Raw genomic sequence first — 22,960 nt, 5'->3', positions numbered from 1 at the left:
CGCATTTCGCCAGGATCATTCGGCATTAGGGCATAGGGTATTTGGGCATTTATTTTGTGTTTTAGCTTAAAAAACTACAACATATGAGTACCGCAGTAACCAATATCGGACTAGAGAAAAAAACCTCAAAAGAACTAGCAGAAAAACTCAATCACCTGCTAGCCGCCTACCAGGTTTTTTACATGAACGTACGCGGCTTTCACTGGAATATACGCGGCGACAAATTCTTCACACTTTATATAAAATTTGAAGAACTATATACCGATTCATTAACCAAAATAGATGAGATCGCAGAACGTATTTTAACCCTGGGCTTCACCCCTACCCACGCCTTCTCGGATTACATTGCCGACTCTCACATTCACGAAATAAAAAACGAAGGCAAGGACACCGCCTGTGTACAACACGTACTTTCCGGCCTCCAAACCATCATTGAAATAGAACGTGAAGTCTCTTCCCTCAGCGCCGAAGTAGGTGACGATGGTACCAATGACCTCATTACTACCTACATCCGCGAACAGGAAAAAATAATCTGGATGTACAACGCATACTTGCGCTAAAAAAAGATATCATCATTAAATGCTTAGACTGCTATTTAATGTGGAGATATTATAAAGTGAGCTGTAATAATTAATTCGATGGCAGCTTGATTTCGATAGTTAAAGCGAAAGCATCCATATAGTTGGAAAAGGCAATTTGTTAAAAAGCAAATTGCCTTTTTCTATTGGTAAAAAGGTTTGTATCTTAGAAATGTGTTATAAACAGGACTTGTTTACGCAAGGGAAAGCATGATTGATCAGCTATTTTTTTCACAGCAAAATCAATACTATGGAAGTTTCAGCACAAACATCAGAGCTCGAACAGATTCAGGACTGGAAGGTAGAAGTGAATAGTGTCAGAGATACCGTCCGGTCAATGCAAAATCGTCTTGAATTATTGTCCAGCAAGAAATCAGACGAAGATTCTCTGGCACAGATTGAGCATTTTCAAAACCAATTCATCCGTCAGTTAGAGGTATCGGATGAGATGTTCCACGACTTAAAGCAGTGTGCAAAAAAGATCTCCAACAACGGTCAGCTCGCCGTACTACATGATGACCGTCCCGTGGATGACTGCGCCACAATGGAAGATCGCATGCAAACATTCAGAAAGCTATATATAGAATTGCAGGAAGAATTCAATGCATTCTCCGCTTTTTCATGACCTTGCCTGGTTAAAGGAACTCAGACTTCAATGATGAGGGTCTCACTTACTGCATAACTTGTGCAGGAACTCAGACTTCAGTGATGAGGGTCTCACTTACTGCATAACTCGTGCAGGAACTCAGACTTCAGTGATGAGGGCTCACTTACTGCATAACTCGTGCAGGAACTCAGACTTCAGTGATGAGGGGCTCACTTACTGCATAACTCGTGCAGGAACTCAGACTTCAGTGATGAGGGGCTCACTTACTGCATAACTCGTGCAGGAACTCAGACTTCAGTGATGAGGGTCTCACTTATTGCATAACTCGTGCAGGAACTCAGACTTCAATGATGACAGTCTCACTTACTGCATAACCTGTGCAGGTAAGCAGGTAGCCCTGTGCCATCTCTTTATCGGTGAGCACTTCATTCAATGCCATCCATATTGTTCCCTGCGTACAACGGGCTGTGCAGGAGCCACAAACTCCTCCTTTGCAGCTATATGGCAAAGTAATGCCCTGAGCCAATGCCTCGGACAATATATTCTTATTGCCCGGTATTTTTAGCTCATAGCTTTCACCGCCTTTTTTGATCAAAACTGTTTTGATAGTAGTATCTGTTGGCGTACCTATACGCGCCAGCTTAGGTGCAGTGTCTACTATAAAGTTTTCTTTGTGTAGTTGATGTGCACTATACCCCATAAAGGTAAGGGTGAGTAGCGCCATACGCATGTATTCTGGTGGTCCGCACACAAAGAATTGTGCAAGTGTGGCCGCATATTTTAATTGCTCTTTTACCGTTGTTTCCAGCAGGCCATTGCTCAGTCTGCGAACGATGCCTTCGGCACTGAAAAGGTAAATGATGTGCAATTGTTCACTGTATTGCGACTGTAATGATTGTAATTGTTTATGAAAGATCGTGTGCTCTTGTGTGGGGCTGCTATAAACGAGTTTGATATGTGCATTTGTATGATGATGCAGCATATATTTCAGCAGGGAAAAGAGAGGTGTAATGCCACTGCCGGCACCTAACAAAAATATATCGAAAGGGCCTTCAGGTACTTCATCCAGCATGAACCGACCAGCAGGTTGCAGGGTCGTAATGATGTCTCCCACTTTCCAGTGATCAAGGATGTGGCGGGAGATCTCTCCATTCTCCCTGCGTCGTATTGTAACAGCAAGGTCTTTGTCAATCCCCGGTGCAGAACTGAAGGAGTAAGAACGACGATATTCTACACCATGCAATTCGATAAGAATGGTCAGGAACTGTCCTGCCTCATAGTTGACAGTTTCTCCATTCACGGGCTGTAACCTGTAGGTGAAGGTGTCGGCTGTTTCTTTTATGATCGCTATGATCTGAAGCTGTAAATACATATGTGCAAATAAAAGAAGTCCTTTAAAAAAAATAGCTTTTGCCTACTGGCAAAAGCTATTTTTTTTAAAGGATTTGAAATTATTTAATTGCTATTTGAAAGCTATTTCAATTCTTTTGATACGCTTACCCAGCTGTTACTGTTATCTTGTCTTTCAGCATTTCTCTTGCTGCCGCTGCAATACCTGCCGCATCAAAACCACACTCACGGTGCAGCTCTTCAGGCTTACCATGCTCAATGATCCTATCAGGAATACCCAGGCGTTTTACTTTCGCTGTATACCCATGATCTACCATGAATTCCAGTACAGCACTACCAAAACCACCGCTGATCGCATGGTCTTCTACAGTGATCACTTTATCGTACTGACTGAATATTTCATGCAGCATCTCTTCGTCGAGCGGCTTCACAAAGCGCATATCGTAATGAGCGGGTTGCAGATCATCTGCCAACAGGTTTTTGCAGGCTTCAGTTACGAAGTTACCTACAGGACCCAGGGAAAGGATCGCTACATCTTTACCGCTCCGCAGTTTGCGGCCGGTACCTACTTTAATTTCCTTGAAAGGCTGGCGCCACTCTGGCATCACACCCTGTCCTCTCGGATAGCGGATCACGAAAGGCAGTTGCTGTGTAGACAGTTGGGAAGTGTACATCAGGTTACGCAGTTCCTCTTCATTCATTGGAGAGCTGATCACCACATTAGGAACACAACGCATATAAGCAATGTCGTAAACACCATGGTGGGTAGGCCCATCTTCACCTACCAGACCTGCGCGGTCCAGGCAGAATACTACAGGTAGTTTCTGGATGGCTACGTCATGCAATGCCTGGTCGTAAGCACGCTGGAAGAAGGAAGAGTAGATGGTACAGAACACCCGCATACCCTGCGTAGCCAGACCGGCGGAGAGGGTAACGGCATGTTGCTCACAGATACCTACGTCAAAGGCGCGATCCGGCATCTTTTCCATCATGTATTTGAGGGAGGAGCCGGAAGGCATGGCAGGGGTAATACCCATGATGGTATTATTCTGTTCGGCGAGTTCTATGATAGTATGCCCAAACACATCCTGGTATTTAGGAGGTTGAGGCTTATCAGGTACTTTTTTGAAGATTTCGCCTGTGATTTTGTCAAACAGGCCTGGAGCGTGCCAGGTAGTCTGGTCTTTTTCTGCCAGTGCATACCCTTTACCCTTGGTGGTAACGATATGGAGCAGTTTTGGGCCGGGAATATCTTTCAGGTCCTGCAGGGTATCCACCAGTTTGATGATATTATGCCCGTCGATGGGACCGAAGTAACGGAGTTTCAGGGATTCAAAGAGGTTACTGGAGCCGGATACCACGCCTTTGACACCTGCTTCCAGTTTAGAAGCCATATCGCGGGTAAAGCGCTTGCCTACGGGGAGTTTGCCCAGCAGGTTCCAGATGTCGTCGCGGAACTTGTTGTAGGTAGGCGAAGTGGTAATGTCGGTCAGGTATTCTTTGAGTGCGCCCACGTTCGGGTCAATGGACATGCAGTTATCGTTGAGGATAAAGAGCACGTTGGCATTGGCCACGCCGGCGTGGTTGAGGGCTTCGAAGGCCATACCAGCGGTCATAGCGCCATCACCGATCACAGCAATATGCTGGCGGTCGGTTTCTCCTTTGAACTTGGAAGCGATGGCCATACCCAGGGCTGCGGAAAGGGAAGTAGAGGAGTGACCCACGCCAAAGGTGTCGTAGGGGCTTTCATCTCTTTTTGGGAAACCACTGATACCGTGGTATTTTCGGTTGGTAAAGAACACATCCCTTCTGCCGGTAAGGATTTTGTGTCCATATGCCTGATGACCTACATCCCATACCAGCTGATCGTAGGGTGTATTGAATACATAGTGCAGGGCTACAGAAAGTTCTACAACGCCCAGGCTGGCCGCAAAGTGGCCACCATGCACGCTTACCACGTCAATAATGAATTGGCGGAGTTCTTCACTTACCTCATGCAGTTGTTCTTTACTCAGCTTCCGCAAATCAGCAGGGGTTTGGATGTTGCCCAGCAATGGGCCCGGCGTAATATTCATATCTGTTGGATGCAGGATTTTAATAAACAAAAGTACGATAAATAATGTGTGTATGCACTTAGCAATTCATTTGCCAATAATCAGCACATACAACCATTTGGCCTTGCAGAAATCCGTACATCTGCACCTGTTGCAGTATACCACTGGCTAATGGTATTTTTGAAAGAGAAGGTATCCGGTGGTTTATCAGGAAATTCCCCTGCTGCTTTGCCGGAAAGGAATGTGGTATTTCAGGAGGGGGTGGGTTATTATCAAAAAATTCCCCAGCTGCTTTGCCGGAAAGGAATGTGGTACTTCAGGAGGGGGTGGATAATTATCAAAAAACTCCCCAGCTGCTTTGCCGGAAGTAAATTTGGTATATCAGGAGGGTGTTGGGCTACAGCCGCTGAGGTATTTTTGAAATGTAGCAGTTGTTTATTAATTTCAAATAGATGTTTAAACGAATATCAAAATATTGGTGGTGTCAGATAGCTGGATGGGCTGCGTATTTTGTCGTGAATATATTCTTCGCCTATTCTTACCAGGGAAGTATAGACCGGTCCTACACTATCAACCTGCTGCTCATTATATTTTTTGGTCTGGTGGCCACCCATTTACTCCGGAGTATTCTGAAGCGTATCAACTGGTTCCAATATAGTTTTGAGAGCCAGATGTTGTTATTTTTTGGATTGACGGTAGGTGCCGGGGTTATCATCTATGTGGGTAATATTGCCGTTGGCAATTTATTCCGGGATCTGGGCCAGCAGCGGGCATTTACAGATCTAAAAACGGTGAATTTCCTCTTACCGATCTTTTTGATCACGGCTATCTGGTGGCTCATTTATTTTGTGTGGCACTATATAGACCGGAGCAGAAATACCCAGGTAGATAAGTTGAAGCTGGAAAGTACGGTGAAGGAGCTGGAATTGAAAACCATCAAATCACAGTTGAATCCACATTTTATCTTCAACGCGCTCAACAGTATCAGGGCACTGGTAGATGAAAATCCACAAAGGGCCAGAACAGCCATCACAGAGCTGTCGAACATACTTCGGAGCTCCATGCAGGTGGAAAAAGCGGAGACCGTGAGCCTGGAAAATGAGTTGAGTATCGTGAAAGATTACCTGGCACTGGAAACCATCCGGTTTGAAGAAAGATTGAAAGTGGAGTATAATATCGATCCGGAAACCCTGGAACTGCCTATACCGCCTATGATGTTGCAAACGTTGGTGGAAAATGCGATCAAACATGGGATTTCCAGGATTATCACGGGGGGAACGGTGCTGATTGCGTCTCATGTAAAAAATATGCAGCATGAGATAACGATTGAGAACACAGGGCAACTGTCTGCTTCAGGTCCGGGATTCGGATTTGGGATACAAAGTACGAGACAAAGGTTGAGTATGCTGTTTGGCAGCAGGGCGTCTTTCAATATTTATAACAAGGATGGACAGATGGTAGAGGTAAAGGTGGTAATGCCATTGGTATAACCCACTTTTTGAAAAAATTCTTAGATTTATACTAGCGCGCAGCGATCAAAACAAGCAACTGCTCATGAAAAAAGCTTTAATTATTGATGATGAAAGACTGGCCAGAAGTGAGCTCAAAAAGCTGCTGGCAGACCATCCGGAGATTGTGGTGGTAGGAGAAGCGGTGAATGCAAAAGATGGTTTGGAAAAGATCGAAACCCTGCATCCGGACCTCCTGTTCCTGGATATCCAGATGCCTGACAAAACTGGTTTTGACTTACTGGCTGAGTTGGAGAAAGCTCCTCAGGTTATTTTCACCACAGCATACGACGAACACGCGCTGAAAGCATTTGAGTATAATGCCCTGGATTACCTGCTAAAGCCGGTAGAACCCAAAAGGCTGGCCGATGCCATACACAAACTGCATCAGCAGGAAGAAAAGGAAAGACAGGCGGAAGTGGGCGTGATCAGAACTATTCTATCAGAAAACGACCAGGTATTTGTAAAAGATGGAGATCGTTGCTGGTTTGTGAAGTTGCAGGAAATCCGTCTCTTTGAGAGTGTGGGCAACTATGCACGGGTGTACTTTGAAACCAATAAACCATTGATCCTGAAGTCATTGAATGCGCTGGAAGAGCGGCTGGACGAAAGGACATTTTTCCGTGCAAACCGTAAGCACATTGTGAACCTGCGGATGATCGAAAAGATAGATACTTACTTCAACGGTGGTTTATTGCTGGAAATGCGTGGAGGGGAAAAGATAGAGGTGAGCAGAAGGCAGGCCGTGAAATTCAAGGAGATGATGAGTCTCTAAATAAAACATTCATGAAAACAGGAATTCTCCAACGGGAATAAAATCTATTTTCAAAAAAAACAGCACAGGTTTAAAACTTAGAAATACAACAAAAAGTCCCCTCAGGAGAGGGGACTTTAGTTTTTTTAGTTGCAGGAACTATTATCTTAAGACAGGTGCTGCATGTACAGCATCTGCAATTTCCTTGATTAAAGAAGCATCTTTTTCAATAGCATTTCCGACTACGATAATGTCGGCGCCAGCTTTACAGTTCAGGTAGGCTTTTTCAGCATCCCGGATACCACCGCCCACAATGATAGGGGCACTCACCTGGCTTGCCACACGTGCAATCATACTTTCAGTAATAGGTTTACGGGCTCCGCTACCGGCGTCCATATAGACTACTTTGAGTCCGAGCATTTCGCCAGCGATGGCGGTACACATGGCAATGTCGTCTTTGTCTGCGGGAATTGGAGTAGTGTTACTGATGTAGGATACGGTTGTAGGTGCACCTCCATCTACGACCATGTAACCAGTGGAAATTACTTCCAGTCCGCTCTTCTTCACGGCCGGTGCCGATATAACGTGCTGACCAATAAGTAATTCCGGATTTCGGCCTGAGATTAAGGATAAATATAACAGCGCATCTGCATAGCGGGAAACCTGGGAAGGGCTTCCGGGAAACAAAACTACTGGTATATCACAGTTGGCTTTCAACTGTTGTACACACTCGTCTAGATGAGAGGTAATCACAAGGCTACCCCCAAGAAAGATATAGTCGACCTTCGCTGCTGTACATTTAGCGGCCAGGTCGGCTGCTCCTGCTGGAGTTACCTTATCCGGATCAATCAGTACTGCAAAGGATTTGAGTCCCTTTGCTTTCCTGTCGATGAAAGAATTGTATATTTTATTGTGCATCAAAATAGCATTGTTCCGGTTGTCGCAAAAATATAAATTTTTTGGTAATAAGTCACAGTCTTAGATAAATATGCATGGAAGCTATTTTCTATTCAAAATAACGTGATTTCGACCCCTCTCCAATTTTACAGTATGCAATCTTTGGGCCATTCACTTAGGTGTAACGGATTAACCAGCTAAAAAGTTATTTTTTATCATATAAAATAAAAATATATTTTTTGAGCAGTAAATACAAGCAAATTACGAAAAACTTAAGTGAGTTAACAGGATAACTATGCCAGTTAATGCTGAAACCCAATAGCAGAGGACCTTTGAGCCGAATTTACAAATGCAGATATCCCGTGCTCAGAGAGCGCCTGAAAACCACCTACTGGCTTCATTTTCAGGACTTAGCGTACAGGACCTTTGTTAATGATTTGTTATTGTGCCCGGAAAATTTTAAAGAAAAATAACATGCCCTTACATTTGTATTCAAATAGGGTTTTCATAGGATAGTAACAAATTGAGGGCGCCTTTCCAGGTGCCCTTACTATTTTCTCTAAGGTCTGTTTTTACCTATTTCAAGATCTTTTTCCGCATAATTTTCCTCTTAGCTTCTGATCGTTCAAAAGCATAATTAAATCTCTCTACATAGGTTTTTTCTCTATTAGTTCGCGCTACACATTATCTATCTGGTGATTATCTGATGATTTGTATTTAATCGCAGATGTAAGTGAGGACTCCCTCTAAGTTGGCATTTCACATATATTCGTAAAAAGTCTCATTTTGGATTTACCATAAATCCATTATTTTTTTATACGTTTTATTAAAATAGATCTAATAAATTTAAGTATTTCAAATATTTATGAGGATAATACCATTACTGTATATATTTATTATATTTGTTATTGTATTAATTTTATTATGGTTACTGTCCTATGAAAAACCAATTAATTCCTACAGGCGTGAATCTTCATGCAATGTAAAATGACTCTCGAAAGCAATGGTTTATCCATTGCTTTTGTTTTTTGGCCGGGAATTTTGCCCTGTTGGAAAATGAAAGAAGCAACCTCAGGCAAAAACAGTTTCCATTTTTTGACCGGGATTTTGTATTTTTAGACTTACAAATATTTTACACTATGAAAAAGCTGCTGTTCCTGCTGTTGGTTGGATGTGCCACAGTATCATCAGCAAGCGCCATTAGCGGAAAGAGGAAGCTGGATAAGACCTGGAACGAGGAGAAAAAGAAAGATAAGGAAGGTGAAAAGGGGGATAAGGAAAAATGTAAATCTGCTAACTGCGATAATTCTGATAAAGCGACTACCGTAACAAAAACTACTGCACGTGCTGCCCGCGTTGAGGAGTACGTATGGATGTTGCCGAAAGATCAGGATGGTGATAAGATGTATGAAGAGAATTTGAAGAAAGGGATAGTGGATTTATATAAGTGGTACCTGCAGAATGGCTCACGTATGAATACGACCGACTTGAAAGCGGTAGCCGAAGAACCTGCTTTCCCATTTAAAGTGGATGCTAAGACTTTACAACAGTATTTTCAGTTTATTAAGAATAATTTCCCTGGGCTGAGCGAAGATGATCTGACAGATGGTACGCCTAAGAAAGCATCTGTGGCCAGTCATAAAAAATATGCGCCTGTTAGTACCAGGGATGAAATGGAAAGTCAGATTTCCATTCCAGTTGTTAAATAATAAAAATGTCTGCCTTGCCATAATGCATTTGGAGTTTAGTTACAATAAGGAGGAAGTATTGCATGCATTGCGCTATCATTTCCTGCAGCGAGGAGAAATCAAAGTTTTCAAAAACACGCTTTTTATACTGCTGGTGTTTACTCTTTGTGGGTATGCTTATCAGCTGGTGACGGTTGGTGCCCTGGTAGGGATTCTAGGTATGTCGGTGGTGATTGGATTGGTGTTTTGGTATATGCTGCCGGTGTCGATTTATAATAATGCGGCGACATTTCAGGATGATATCAGGTTGAATTATTCAGAGAAAGGGATTGTGATTACGACGAGGAATAGTGATGTGGAAAAGGAGTTGTCGTGGCATGTGTTTACGCAGGTGGTGAAGGCGAAGAATTTTTTCTTTTTGTATAAGGGGAAGAAGGATTTCTTTTTGGTGCCGACAAGTGCATTTAAGACGGAGTTGGAGCAAAGGGAGTTTGAGCGGTTGGCGAAGAATAAGATTAATTAAATTAATAGACTAACTAAGAGTTATAAATTAGTTGCAAAAAAAATCGGGCAGTCCAAAGGACTGCCCGATTTTTTTTGCGGCGCGGTTGTTTTAGACAGGCGCGGAACCGCCTGTCTAAAACAACTGAGTGTTCACAACAACCGCGTGTTCAGAACACTCAGTTGTTCCAAAACAATCGTGGTTTTATAAGGCGAAATTGTGGAATACAGCTAAGTGTAGAATATGGGTCATCGATTTATTGCCGGTTGCTGGTTGTACAAAATGGTTCATGTAGCCAGCTTCGAGTTTAAGATTGGGTTTTAAGGCGTAGCCTTGCGCTATTAAGAAACGATTCTGATCTACGAATTTATCATTGATCTTACTGTTGAATACATTCATGAAGAATTCGTTTTGCAGGGCAAAATAGAAAGGAGTCGCTTTTTCTTCCTTCCTTATCGGGAACTGTGTACGGTTGAAATAGCGCAGACGATGCCCATATTTCCAATATTGCACATCTTTTGAAGCCACTGTTTTAGTCCCTACCCAACGCTCCTCAAATCGCACGCGATGCGTCATATTGAAAGCGTGTGTGTTGTTTTTGTAAATGAATTGTTGGTAAATGCGGTGTTCAGGAAAGTATTGATCTGCCCCATCGCTGTAGGTGGTAATAAATGAATACCCCAGCAGATAGCTTGCATTCTTTCCAGGCGTATACTGTAACCCTGCCCTGTTCAGGATCTGACCCTTACGACTGATCCCATCCCTTATCCTCGCCTGAAAATCGTATGCAATCGCCCATTTCTGGTTTATCTGTGCAGTACCGAAATACGTATACCAGTGGCTATACCCCTGGGTAAGTTCCTGTGCGGAAAGTTGTAGACCGCCCATAAGCAGGCATAGTGCCAGCAGGCAAATTTTTGTGCGCATATTGTGATTCACATAATAGGTTGAACAGTAAAAATAATTAAATACGGGCATAAAAAAGCCGGCCTGCTTGATAGCAGGCCGGCAGGGTTTTATAAGTGATAGTTGTGTTAGTAACTAATCCACCAGTTCTTGGTGCCCTTGTTGTCTCCACCAATTGCACTACCCGCAGCCGTGTAATTGGTACTGTTGGAGTTGGACTCTACAATCGGATAAGTAAGCCGGTAAGGTACCAGTGTTACATGTTGATCCAGTGAGCCGGAAACCGGTGCAATAAATAAATCTGATCCATCAGGTTTGGTAAAGTTCAGGCGGATCCTTTCAAACCATGCCTGGAAACCCTGTGGGTATAGTGACAGCCATTTCTGGGTACCGATTACGTTCTTCCACTCACCACCTGTGTAAGGCACTGTTGCCAGGTACTCATCCACACCGTCAGTTACGCCCCAGTACTCCATAGAAGCGCGAATACCGGCTTCATAATAGCTGGCTGCATCACCATTCACTGCATATCCCCTTGCCGCTGCTTCCGCCAGTGTAAAGGCTACTTCTGAATAAGTCATCAGAATGGCTTTCATATCTGCCGAATAGATCTTGGTACCAGGATAAGAAGCTGCTGTAGGACGATTTGCATCTGTGGTGCTCATCCCATAAGGCATACCGTAGATGGTGTCAATTGTAAGACCATCTACTGGTCTTGCATAGATGTTCAATCTTGGATCATTGATACTTCTCATATAATCAACCAGTGTGGTAGATACATAGAAGTCAATAATTGGTCTGTTGGTTTCATCCATCGGATACCTGTTGGGATCAGCACCCAGGTATGCAAATTCTGCATTGTCACTGTTACTGGTCATTGCTCCCTGATAGTTAGCTTCTATCAGGCTCTGTGCTTTTGCGTTATCACGATCTGCCATACGAATAGCGAGACGCAGCATCAGCGAATGGCCTAATGTCTGCCATTTGGCGACATCGCCACTGAAGATGATGTCTGCATCATCGAAGGTAGGTTGTGATGCATCCAGCGCATTGATATTCGCTGTCAGTGTATCTGAGAGCTGTGAATAAATGGTCCTGGCATCGTCATAGACTGGTGTGATATATTCAGTCACATTCAATGCCTGTGTATATGGTACATTCACATAAGTATCTGTCAGCATCTGCATGATCCATACTTTCAGAATACCTGCAATGGCATTCTGATTCTGTGCCGCAGGATTATTGCCCTTCGCAGTATTCAGCGTACGGATCAGATCCAGGTTGTGTAAGGCTGCATACAGCGTGGTCCACAGTGTACCGTTGTTGGATTCATCGAGTGAATACTGGCTGTCTGCCACTCTTGTATTGCCAGACCAGAACTGTGCATAGTGCATACCAATATAGCCATTCTGTAATGTGCTATACAATACATCCATCACACTTTTCTCTGCGCCAGTCAGCAGATATGGAGGTTCTGTCGTTGTTGATTTAGTTGGATCGTAATTGATGCTGTCCAGCTTTTTACATCCGGTCATGATCAGCCCCACGAAAGCAAACAGGAAACAATATTTTATGATACGGTTAAGCATTTTGATTCACTTTTTAGAATGAAACATTGAGGTTAACACCAAAAGAGCGGATAGATGGTAACGCACCACCCTCTATACCCACAATGTTGGAATTAGAGTTTAGAATATTGGACGGGTCTACGTTTGGCGCATTGCTATGCATCAACCATAAGTTACGGCCGTATAAAGAGAGTCTTGCACTCTGTGCATGGAAACGTTTGTACCATGATTCAGGAATATTATATCCCAGTTTCACTTCACGCAGGTATACATAACTTGCATCGTACAGGTTCGCTTTGCTCAATGTTTTGTTTTCATTGTTTACGAAGTATTTATTCGCATCCAGCACTACATCATTTGGAGTACCGTCTGCCTTTACACCCTCTGCGATAATACCTGTTTCACGTACATTGTTTGCAGCAGTTACATCCAGCAGACCAGAGATCTTACCATACATATTCGTATAAGAGAAGAAGTTGCCACCATGCTGGAAGTCAATCAGCGCTGACAAATAAATACCTTTGTAAGAGAAGGTATTATTGATACCACCTGTGTAATCAGGATAGGCATATCCGATAGGTTTGATGTCAGAGATCAGGTAATTACCATCATCCCCTACGATACGTTGTCCTTTATCATTGTACACATAGTCGGTACCCATCAGTGTACCCAGTGGCTGGCCTACCAGGCCTACTACTGATACTCTTGCAGTACGACGGTCAGTACCGATCGTTAACTGTGTCAGTGAAGTGCCATACTGAGCGATATCCATATTCAACACCTTGTTCCTGTTGCGTGCAATGTTCGCTACGATATCCCAACGGAAACCGTTCTTCAAACGGATGGGGTTCAGTGATAAGGAAGCTTCAATACCTTTGTTCTGTACACTACCACCATTTGCATAAGTGGTGGTATAACCAGTAGCCGGAGAAACTGTGAGCGGCATGATCTGGTCTTTGGTAGTTCGCTGATAGTAAGTGAAATCCACACCTACCCTTTCATCGAGGAACTTAAGGGCGATACCTGTTTCGTACTCTTGTGTACGCTCAGGTTTCAGGTTCATATTGTATTTAGTAGTAGTCGCCTGTGTGATTGGATGGCTGCCAAAACCAGCTATAAACTGATAGGTATCACGAATATTATATGGACCGGTATCGCTACCTACAGCAGAAGCACTTGCACGCAATTTACCGAAGGACAGCCATTTCCAGCTCTTCAGCAGATCGGAGAATACAAAGGATGCTGATGCAGATGGATACACATACGGATTGTTTTCATTCAGCAGCGCAGAGCTCCAATCTGCACGACCTGTCAGATCTAAGAAGAGGAAGTTCTTGTAAGAGAATGATGCGGAAGCGAATCCTGAGTTGATTTGTTTCTCATAATATTCATCGTACGGTGTCGCAGTCGTTACAGAATTGTTCAGGTTGTACACCAATGGCAGAATCAAACCACCATTGGTAGCACCACCAGTCATTGTCCATTTGGAATGCATGATATTGCCACCTACCAGGCCGTTCAACTTGAAATCTTTACCGAGGTCGAACTTCATATTCGCAATTAACTGATAGTTCATTTCTCTAGCAGTTGGTAACCGTTTGATATAGCCTCCTATGAAATAATCCTTCGCAGTACGTTCTTCCTGCAATGCATTGTAGCTGTCCATAAACACACGGCCACTGATAGTTAACCATTTGTTCGCTTCGTAATCGAGCCCTACATTACCAAAGATGCGGTTACGGCTATCAGTTTCATAATCCATATAGCGGTTCCAGTATGGACCATTGCTGGAAGCAGGAGCAGGATTATCCCATGATGTACGGTTCCAGGTGATCTGTGAACCATCTTCATATTTATATCTCTTTTCCATATCCAGGTTCAGCTGACGCTGTCCATACATGGTGAATTGCAGGGTTGGGTTAGGGCCTGTGAAACCTGTACCCGGTCTGCCTTTCGCAGCGAATGCAGTGTAATTTACAGATGCTACAGCTTTCAGTCCTTTGGCAATTTCATATCCACCATTGAACGATACGTTGTTCCTGTTCATACTTGCATTTGGCAGTACGAATACCTGGTTCATATTGCCATAAGATAGGCGGAAATAACCTTTGTCGTTATTGCCGGCCATAGCAATATTGTTGGTGATGGTATACCCCGTTCTGTAGAAATCCTTCACATTATTAGGCTGTGCTACCCATGGAGTAGTCTGACCGAAGTAAGGATTACCTTTATCCTTATCGAAGGAATAGTATGGGCGTACGAGCTGTCCTTCCAGTTTGGGACCCCATGATTCATCTGCTTTGTAGATCGGCATCAGGTCATATCTTCCTAAACCATCACCATCGTCATATGTAGCACTAGCCTCACTTGTGAAGGCATCAGGATGTTCGTTGTAGTAAAGTTTTTCAAACTTTCCACCACTTCCACCACCATACTGATTCTGGTAATGAGGTAGTATAGATACCTGATCTGCCTGTGCATTGAGGCTATATGTTACACCAATACCACCTCCTGTATCAGGACGTTTTTTGGTGGTGATGAGCATCACACCATTTGCACCACGACTGCCATACAATGCAGTAGCGGCGGCACCTTTCAACACAGAGATGTTGTCGATATCATCCGGGTTGATGTCTTGCAGGGAGGAACCGTAGTCATAACCACCACCACCATTCAGCTGTCCTGCCTGGTTGCTGTTGCTATTGACGAATGGTGTTCCATCTACTACGATGAAGGCGTTGTTATCACCTAATATAGACTTCACACCACGAATTGTGATCTTGTTGGAACCACCCATGGAGCCTGTATTTGAGGAGATTTGCAGGCCTGGTACTTTACCTTGCAGTGCATTGACGAAGTTCACTTCTTTTGCTTCCTGCACGGCGCTACCGCCTACATTTTCGATTTCATAACCAACTGCTCTTGTATTACGTTGAATACCGAGTGCGGTGACAACTACTTCCTGCAATTGTTTCTTACCGGTAGAGGCTGTTGTGAGTGTCACTGGCAGTGAATCCTTGTTGGTAAGGGGTATTGACTGATCGCCAAATGTAGGAGCTGATATTTTGATGGTATCTTTCAGAGAAGCCTTGATAGAAAAAGTACCATCTACATTGGCAGCGACACCTTGTTTTGTGGACAGGTTTACAACCTGTGCACCCGGGATAGGTTGGCCTCCCGGCTGTTTTACCACACCACTTAATGTAAACTGACCGATCTCTTTTTTCAGTGTATTACTATCTGAAGGAAGGATGAGTGCAGAGGTGTCAGCAGGTTTTGCCTTTGTGCTATCACTGGCTGCAGTAGCGGGTTTGGTGGTATCCTTACGGGTACTGTCACTCGCCTGATTATTCGGTGTAATCACAGCAGCGGCGGGTTTGGTAGTATCCGTTTTGGTACTGTCACTCGCCTGATTGTTCGGTGTAATCACGGCAGCAGCGGGTTTGGTGGTATCCGTTTTGGTACTGTCACTCGCCTGATTATTCGGTGTAATCACAGCAGCGGCGGGTTTATTCGTATCCGCTTTAGGCTGATTATTATTGTTTGGCGTGATGGTCACAGGAGTGGCCGTTGCTGGCGTACTCTTATCTGTGGCCGGTTTACTGGCAGAAGGTGTGATCACTACAGGCGAAGCGGAAGGCTTCACAGTAGTATTTTTTTGTTGCTGAACTGCTTTTACTGCAGATTGCGTCAGGAATGGCCGGTTAACGTTTGCGCTCGCTTTATTGGGTCCTAAACTACAGTAGAAAGCAAAGCACAGCCATAACCAGGTAAGTACATGGCTTCTCATTGTTATATTGGAAGATTTGGTTTAAAATTTTTTCAAAACAGGTTTCCGTTATCCTGTCTACAATACCTGATTCTTTTACTCAATTATAATACAATCGAAAGCGCCGGTACAATGAACCAGCTCAGGATTATTTCTTAGGAATGCCTGTAAAATGCCATAACAAGTAGCTTTTACAGTGTTGGTCTATAGGTGTGAGAATGCAACATCCGCATATAGTAATTCCATGCCCCTCACCTGCAGTGAAGCACCCCTTCAAACAAATCAAAATTCTTTTATGGTCTCTGTGTTTGTTGCGCAGCACTACTCTACAGCTCATCTTTTTCTAGGACGCTGTATATCAAACACCTTGCCAACGGAAGGTGTAGGAATCGTGCAGTAATACTCACATGGATGTGATTACCCGTGTTGTTGGAAGTAGTCTACAATAATCTTATCTACTGATTTTACGGTGAGCATATCATCTTTTATGCTCAGTGCATTGGGGTGTGTATCCGCACAAATTACTTTCTTAATGATACCGCTTTTCTTAATTTTATCAAATCCTCCACCGGCAAAGATCCCATGGGTTGTAATTACTGAAATGGATTTTGCACCTGCATCAAGGTAAGATTGTGCTGCATGTATGAGTGAGCCACCCGTGCGAATCATATCGTCATAAATGATCACATTTTTATTTTCTACTTCAGCACTGATCGCAGTAATTTGTGTGGTGTCGCCAGAGAGACGTTTTTTAAATACGAATGCAGCTTCTACATGCAGATCATTTGCGAGTGATTCTACCCACTTTGCTCTCCCTGCATCGGTACTGGCGAGTACAAATGGTTCACCTCCTCCTAATTCCATCGCTGCTTCTTTGACCAGGTCTTTGCCATATAGGTGTACGGGTCTTACCCCACTCTCAAAGTAGTAAGTGATACCGTCTACATGGAGATCCATGAGCAACACTTTGTTACCACTATTCGTAGCGGGCAGGGCAGAAAAAAGTAAAGCCCGGGTTTTGGCCTTTACGATTTCCCCGGATTTTACGGCTCTTTCCATAGTGGAGTAGCCAAAGAAGGGGATCACGAGGTTCAGGGAATGGGCGTCTTCCTGGATACAACCGTGGGCGATATCGAAGAGTTCCAGGGTTTCTTTATCATCAATGGTACCTCCCAGCACTATGACCTCCTTATCGTGCACCTGGCTCCGGATACGGTGATAATGCTCCCCGTCCGGAAAGTCACGAATTTCCAGTTTACCCTCCTCCCAGTGGGGTACCAGCGCCAGTATACGGTCTTTGAGGTATTGATAGCGCTGTGTTGCAAAAATGATCTTCTGAGGCATAGTGTTTGGAATATATAAGGGTTAAAATTAATTATTTATAAATAAATGGTATGTTTTACAGCCATTAACCCCGATTTTTGAACATTAATCTATATTTTTAACGTTTCATTTGCGAGGGGAAATTTATTTTTGAGCGATGCCTAGACGAATTAAAACGCTTCCCACCTGGCTTGGAGCACTATTTTTTAGCCTGTTTTTCTGTCTGCAGCACGCAAGTGCGCAGGTCAGAGTGTCGGGTCTAATCACAGACATTGACAATAGACAGGGTATTCCAAATGTTAGTATCATCAACAAAAAGACAAGAACAGGTGCCTTAGGAAGTGAGAGTGGACGTTTTGAAATTGATGCGATGCCGGGAGATACCCTGGAGTTTTCCATGTTAACGTATGAAAAGAAATATGTAGCAGTACCTTCTTCTTCTATGTTTATTAATGTTTATATGACTAAGAGGATCATCGATATTCAACGGGTAGATGTGAGGGGAAGGAACTATGTGAAGGATTCGGCGGCTACGAGGCAGGAATATGCGAAGTATTTTGGTTATAAGAAACCTGGGGCGATGGATGTGTTGAAAACATTGCCGTCGCACCCGATCACGGCGTTGACATACCTGGTGCCTAGTAAGACGAGGAAGCGGAATGAACACTTTAAGGAACAGTTGGTGTATTGGGAGAAGGAAAAGTATATAGATAACAGGTATAGTCCGGAATTGGTGGAGAGGATGACGCATTTGAACGGGACTGAGTTAGATAGTTTTATGATGAGGTATAGGCCGGGGTATCAGTTTATGCAGGATGCGACGGAGTATGATTTGATGGTGTATATAAAGAATAGTTATGCACAGTATCAGAAGGATAAGGCGACGGGGAATTTGCCGCCGGTGAAGAAGGAGGAGGAGCAGGAATAACAAAAAATATTAGATACAAACAAAAAGCGCTTTTGCCTTAGGCAAAAGCGCTTTTTGTTTGGGGGTGGGCCTGCGGCCGGCAGCGAAAAGCGTTTTTGATTGCAAAGACTGGCAGTGCTGATAAAAGTATTACTTTATTAAATAGCCATTGAGGCGGAGTAATTCTGTTTCTGCGAGTTTGATATTGTATCGTGCATTGATTAACCTGTTATATGCATCTTCCAGGCTTTGTTGCGCCTCTTTCACTTCAATCGTTGTAGATACCCCTTGTTTGAACCGTTCTAAAGCAACCATCGCATTTTCCCGCGCCAACCCTAAATTCTCATCCTCCAGGTCTACCGCTGTCTTGTAATATTCGTAATCCTTGAATGCATTACTTAGCGCCATATTTACCTTCGTGCGGGTATTTTCCAGCGAGAGCTGCTGATAGCTTACATTCAGCTGCGCATTCTTTACCTGACGATGTACATTCAATCCATTGAAAATGGGAATCGTGGCAGAGAAACCATAATTCAATACGCCATTCTGGTTGAAGATAGGACTGAATGAGTTGGTCGCTGCATTCGAATTTACCTTTGTAAAGTTGTAACCGGAATTGAAGCTGATAACAGGGAAATAATCTCCTTTACTTTCTTTCAGCGCCAGCTCGGAAACCTGTAGGTTTTGTTTTGCCACCATCAGACTGGTATTGCGTTGTAACATCTCATCTCTCAGTTTACCATAGGCAAGATCTGTGTTTAATGGAATGCTATCCTGAACGTCGTACTGTGTATTCCCACCTTCTATCGCCATGTACTGGTTCAGTATCACTTTGCCCTGATCGATCACCGTCTGTTGCCGCAGGTAAGACGCTTTCAATGCATTGTAATCTACTTTTGATTGCAACCAATCGGTCTTTGGTCCTAACCCTGTCTGAAATTTTGCATCAGACAATTTCACTCTTTCATCTGCAATAGACAATTGCTCCGAGAGGTTATGTAGTTGTTGTTTGCCCTGCACCACTGCATAATAACTCGCTATTACATTGGCGACAGTCGTCATCAACTGATCTTTTAGGGTGGCATCTCCCAGGTCACGTATCGCCTCCAGCTTTTGCCGGGTGGCAAACATTTTCAACCCGTCAAAGAGTGTCCATGACAAGGTCACATTGCCTGTGAAGTTATTACTATGGATCCCACTGGTATCCCGCTTGGATCCATTTACAAACTCCTGTTTGGTACGGGTGGTATTCCACACCTTTGAAGCGGTTCCATTCACCCTCGGTGCAAACGCCCAGTTTGCATAGGCGTAATCGTTAGCTGCAATGGCGGCATCATTCTTTGCCAGCCGTATATCATAGTTGTTTTTTAATGCCAGATCTATTGCCTGCTCCACCGTAAGCACCTGCTGTGCAGATAGATGGAAAGCGGGTAGCAACAGGCAGAATATGAGGATACGTTTCATGTCAATCATTTACTGGTTCTGTTACTGGTTTTCTTCTGCTCAGGAATATGTACATCGCCGGAATCACAAATAAGGTCAGTATCAATGAGAAGACGATACCCCCCACGATCACAATACCCAAAGGAATACGACTCGTGGCAGCTGCTCCCAGTGACATAGCAATTGGTAATGCACCTAATGCCATCGCAAGACTCGTCATCAGAATAGGACGCAAACGCATGGTCGCCGCTGTTATTGCGGCCGTTGTTTTTTCCAGTCCTTCATCCCGTTTGTGATTCGCAAACTCTACGATCAGGATACCATTCTTCGTCACCAATCCGATCAACATAATTACCCCGATCTGTGAGAAAATATTCCATGTCTGACCAAAGATCCACAGTGAGAACAGTGCTCCTGCAAATGCCAGTGGCACCGTGAGCATAATGATAAACGGATCGACCCAGCTCTCAAACTGTGCCGCCAATACCAGGTAGATCAACACTAACGCCAGCACCAATGCAAACATGGTATTGGAACCACTTTCTGCATAGTCCCTGGAAGATCCTGACAATGCTGCATTATAAGAATCGTCGATCACGCCTTTCTTTTGCAGGTCATTATAAATCCGGTACATGGCATCGATACCATCTCCAATTGTCTTACCCGGTGCCAGCCCCGCAGAAATAGTAGCAGATTTATAACGATTGAAGTGATAAATAATCGGCGGACTTGTTTCTTCAGATATCGTTACTACATTATCCAGCTGAATAGCCTCTCCCCTGCTATTGCGTACATAGAAGTTTTGCAGGTCAGTAGGTTTATCGCGATTGCCACGGAATACCTGACCCATTACCTGGTACTGCTTACCATTGCGGATAAAGTAACCATAGCGTACATTACTCAAAGCAAGTTGCAGGGTTTGTGAGATGTCATCCACAGATACACCCAGTTCACTCGCTTTGTCACGATTGATCAGAATACGTAATTCGGGCTTATTGAACTTCAGGTCCACATCCACACCTGAGAAAGTTGGATCATTGTTCGCCTCATCGAGGAAGAGCGGCAATACTCTTGTTAAACTATCGAAGTTGATATGCTGCAATACAAAGGATACCGGCAAACCACTACGACGACCTACCTGAATGGTTTGCTGTTCGATGGCGAATACCTTGCCTTCGGAGAACCTGAACATATTCCGGTTCACCATGTTCACAATTTCCTTTTGAGAACGGGTTCGCTCAGTTGGTTCTGTGAGCACCACATTCGCAAAGCCACTGTTCACCGCACCACCACCACTAAAACCAGGTGCCGTCACTGTCAGTACGATATTCTTTTCAGGAATGGAATCGATCATAAACTGGGTTAACCCATCCATGTACCGTTCCATATAGTCGTAAGAAGTACCTTCCGGAGCTGAGATAGAAAGACGGAACTGGCTACGGTCTTCAATCGGGGCCAGCTCTGACTGCAGGTTGCGGAATATGACGTAAATCATGGCCACACACGCTAAAATGATCAGGGTAGCTATCCAGCGCACTTTCATGAATTTCTCCAGGGCGCCCTGGTAACTATCTTCCATCCATGTAAAGAAAGGTTCCGTTTTGGTATAAAACCAGGAGTGGGCATGCTTTTTACGACCCAGCTTCACATTCAATACGGGTGTCAATGTGAGTGATACAAAAGCAGAGATGAGCACTGCTCCCGCTACCACGATCCCAAACTCCCTGAACAGGCGACCTACGAACCCCTGCAGGAATACAATGGGCAGGAATACGAATGCCAGCGTGATACTGGTGGCGATAACGGCAAAGAAGATTTCTTCAGAACCCTCCTTCGCTGCCTGCATACGTGGCATGCCTGCTTCAATCTTTTTATAGATATTTTCCGTGACCACGATCCCATCATCCACTACCAATCCAGTAGCGAGTACGATTGCCAGCAGTGTCAATATATTAATGGTGAAGTCACACATATACATAATAAAGAATGCTGCAATGAGGGATACCGGGATATCCACCAATGGACGGAAGGCCATGAGCCAATCGCGGAAGAAGAGATAGATGATGAGGATCACCAGCACCAGTGCCACGACAAGGGTTTCTTCCACTTCTTCGATAGACTTGCGGATAAAGCGGGTGTTATCGATCGCGATATTCGTGCTCAGATCAGGTGGCAGGTCTTTTTTCAGCTGCTCATACCTTTTATAGAATTCGTCAGTAATGGCTACATAGTTGGAACCTGGTTGTGGGGTAAGGGCCAGGGCGATCATGGGCACACCTGATTCTTTCAGAATCGTTTCTTCATTTTCAGGACCTAATACTGCCTGACCAATATCCCTGAAATGAATGACACTACTATTGACATTTTTAATAATCAGGTTATTGAAATCTTCTTCTGTATTCAAACGGCCAAAAGTGCGTACGGTCAGTTCAGTCGCATTACCGGCAATTTTACCGGAGGGCAGTTCTACGTTTTCTCTGGCCAGTGCTGCCTGTACATCAGAAGGTGTGAGGCTGTAGGCGGAAAGTCGGGCAGGATCCATCCAGAGACGCATGGCGTATTTCTTTTCACCGAGTATACGGATAGAGCTGACGCCGGGAATGGTCTGGAGTCTTTCCAGCAGCACATTGTTCGCATATTCCGTGATCTCCAGCTGATTGCGGGTATTGCTCTGCAATGTCATGGAGAGGATATAGTCGGAATTCGCATCTTCTTTGGATACTACAGGTGGGGCATCGATATCGGGAGGCAGGTTACGGAGAGCCTGTGATACTTTGTCACGCACATCGTTGGTAGCCGCTTCGAGGTCAATACCCAGTTCAAATTCAACTGTGATATTGGAAGTACCCTGGCTACTGCTGGACGATATATTTTTGATACCGGCTATCCCGTTGATAGATTTCTCGAGGGGCTCGGTGATCTGTGTTTCAATAATATCTGAGTTGGCGCCTGCATAGGAAGTGCGCACGTTTACAATGGGTGGATCTATGGCAGGGAAGTCTCTTACCCCCAGAAAGTTGAAGCCTACGATGCCAAAGATGACGATGATAATGTTCATCACGATGGCAAACACAGGACGTTTGAGCGATAGAGAGGGAAGGCTCAT

The 22,960-nt window shown here is 44.2% G+C and carries 16 protein-coding genes; 7 read left to right on the top strand and 9 right to left on the bottom strand.

The features are described 5' to 3' along the window. The first annotated feature begins 83 nt into the window (after positions 1 to 83). Both SIO70_RS03385 and SIO70_RS03380 read left to right on the top strand, forming a co-directional pair. Positions 84 to 560 carry a Dps family protein gene (locus SIO70_RS03385; protein WP_320579438.1) on the top strand — a complete coding sequence of 159 codons (477 nt, stop codon included), beginning with the start codon at positions 84 to 86 and terminating at the stop codon, positions 558 to 560. 268 nt (positions 561 to 828) lie between these two features. Then, positions 829 to 1,203 (top strand): hypothetical protein, encoded by a 375-nt coding sequence (locus tag SIO70_RS03380; RefSeq protein WP_320579436.1) that lies wholly within the window; start codon positions 829 to 831, stop codon positions 1,201 to 1,203. 319 nt (positions 1,204 to 1,522) lie between these two features. Here the strand turns inward: SIO70_RS03380 and SIO70_RS03375 are convergent, their stop codons facing one another. After that, positions 1,523 to 2,557 (bottom strand): iron-sulfur cluster-binding domain-containing protein, encoded by a 1,035-nt coding sequence (locus SIO70_RS03375; protein ID WP_320579434.1) that lies wholly within the window; start codon positions 2,555 to 2,557, stop codon positions 1,523 to 1,525. A gap of 124 nt (positions 2,558 to 2,681) precedes the next feature. After that, positions 2,682 to 4,640, bottom strand: coding sequence for a 1-deoxy-D-xylulose-5-phosphate synthase (dxs, locus tag SIO70_RS03370; RefSeq protein ID WP_320579432.1), 1,959 nt, complete (start codon positions 4,638 to 4,640; stop codon positions 2,682 to 2,684). A gap of 401 nt (positions 4,641 to 5,041) precedes the next feature. Between dxs and SIO70_RS03365 the strand changes: the two genes are divergently transcribed. After that, a complete protein-coding gene (locus SIO70_RS03365; RefSeq protein WP_320579430.1) occupies positions 5,042 to 6,079 on the top strand; it encodes a sensor histidine kinase in 1,038 nt (345 codons plus the stop codon). Positions 6,080 to 6,143: 64 nt separating this feature from the next. Beyond that, positions 6,144 to 6,872 carry a LytR/AlgR family response regulator transcription factor gene (locus SIO70_RS03360; RefSeq protein WP_320579428.1) on the top strand — a complete coding sequence of 243 codons (729 nt, stop codon included), beginning with the start codon at positions 6,144 to 6,146 and terminating at the stop codon, positions 6,870 to 6,872. A gap of 141 nt (positions 6,873 to 7,013) precedes the next feature. On the opposite strand, the gene SIO70_RS03355 is transcribed toward SIO70_RS03360, so the two are convergent. Further along, positions 7,014 to 7,769, bottom strand: a complete 756-nt coding sequence (locus SIO70_RS03355) for a geranylgeranylglyceryl/heptaprenylglyceryl phosphate synthase (RefSeq protein WP_083722217.1) — start codon at positions 7,767 to 7,769, stop codon at positions 7,014 to 7,016. 1,118 nt (positions 7,770 to 8,887) lie between these two features. On the opposite strand from SIO70_RS03355, the gene SIO70_RS03350 reads away from it, so the two are divergent. After that, a complete protein-coding gene (locus SIO70_RS03350) occupies positions 8,888 to 9,457 on the top strand; it encodes a hypothetical protein (RefSeq protein WP_320579425.1) in 570 nt (189 codons plus the stop codon). Between the two features lie 22 nt (positions 9,458 to 9,479). After that, on the top strand, positions 9,480 to 9,959 hold the full coding sequence (locus SIO70_RS03345; protein WP_320579423.1) for a YcxB family protein: 480 nt from the start codon (positions 9,480 to 9,482) through the stop codon (positions 9,957 to 9,959). Between the two features lie 183 nt (positions 9,960 to 10,142). On the opposite strand, the gene SIO70_RS03340 is transcribed toward SIO70_RS03345, so the two are convergent. The 4 genes from SIO70_RS03340 to prs form a co-directional block, all read right to left on the bottom strand. Further along, on the bottom strand, positions 10,143 to 10,865 hold the full coding sequence (locus SIO70_RS03340) for a DUF2490 domain-containing protein (RefSeq protein ID WP_320579421.1): 723 nt from the start codon (positions 10,863 to 10,865) through the stop codon (positions 10,143 to 10,145). Positions 10,866 to 10,972: 107 nt separating this feature from the next. Then, positions 10,973 to 12,433: a SusD/RagB family nutrient-binding outer membrane lipoprotein gene (locus tag SIO70_RS03335; protein WP_320579419.1), complete on the bottom strand. Its 1,461-nt coding sequence runs from the start codon at positions 12,431 to 12,433 to the stop codon at positions 10,973 to 10,975. A 13-nt stretch (positions 12,434 to 12,446) separates the two neighbouring features. Further along, positions 12,447 to 16,202, bottom strand: coding sequence for a SusC/RagA family TonB-linked outer membrane protein (locus tag SIO70_RS03330; RefSeq protein ID WP_320579417.1), 3,756 nt, complete (start codon positions 16,200 to 16,202; stop codon positions 12,447 to 12,449). A 396-nt stretch (positions 16,203 to 16,598) separates the two neighbouring features. Further along, entirely contained in the window at positions 16,599 to 17,525 is a 927-nt protein-coding gene (prs, locus tag SIO70_RS03325) for a ribose-phosphate diphosphokinase (RefSeq protein ID WP_320579415.1), read from the bottom strand. 136 nt (positions 17,526 to 17,661) lie between these two features. On the opposite strand from prs, the gene SIO70_RS03320 reads away from it, so the two are divergent. Further along, positions 17,662 to 18,432 (top strand): carboxypeptidase-like regulatory domain-containing protein, encoded by a 771-nt coding sequence (locus SIO70_RS03320; protein ID WP_320579413.1) that lies wholly within the window; start codon positions 17,662 to 17,664, stop codon positions 18,430 to 18,432. Between the two features lie 129 nt (positions 18,433 to 18,561). On the opposite strand, the gene SIO70_RS03315 is transcribed toward SIO70_RS03320, so the two are convergent. Further along, positions 18,562 to 19,875 (bottom strand): TolC family protein, encoded by a 1,314-nt coding sequence (locus SIO70_RS03315; protein WP_320579411.1) that lies wholly within the window; start codon positions 19,873 to 19,875, stop codon positions 18,562 to 18,564. A 1-nt stretch (position 19,876) separates the two neighbouring features. Further along, a complete protein-coding gene (locus tag SIO70_RS03310; RefSeq protein WP_320579409.1) occupies positions 19,877 to 22,960 on the bottom strand; it encodes an efflux RND transporter permease subunit in 3,084 nt (1,027 codons plus the stop codon).

Source organism: Chitinophaga sancti (assembly GCF_034087045.1).
Lineage (GTDB): Bacteria > Bacteroidota > Bacteroidia > Chitinophagales > Chitinophagaceae > Chitinophaga > Chitinophaga sancti_B.
Note: the sequence above shows the minus strand (reverse complement) of the source record. Positions and strands in the feature narration are given on the sequence as shown.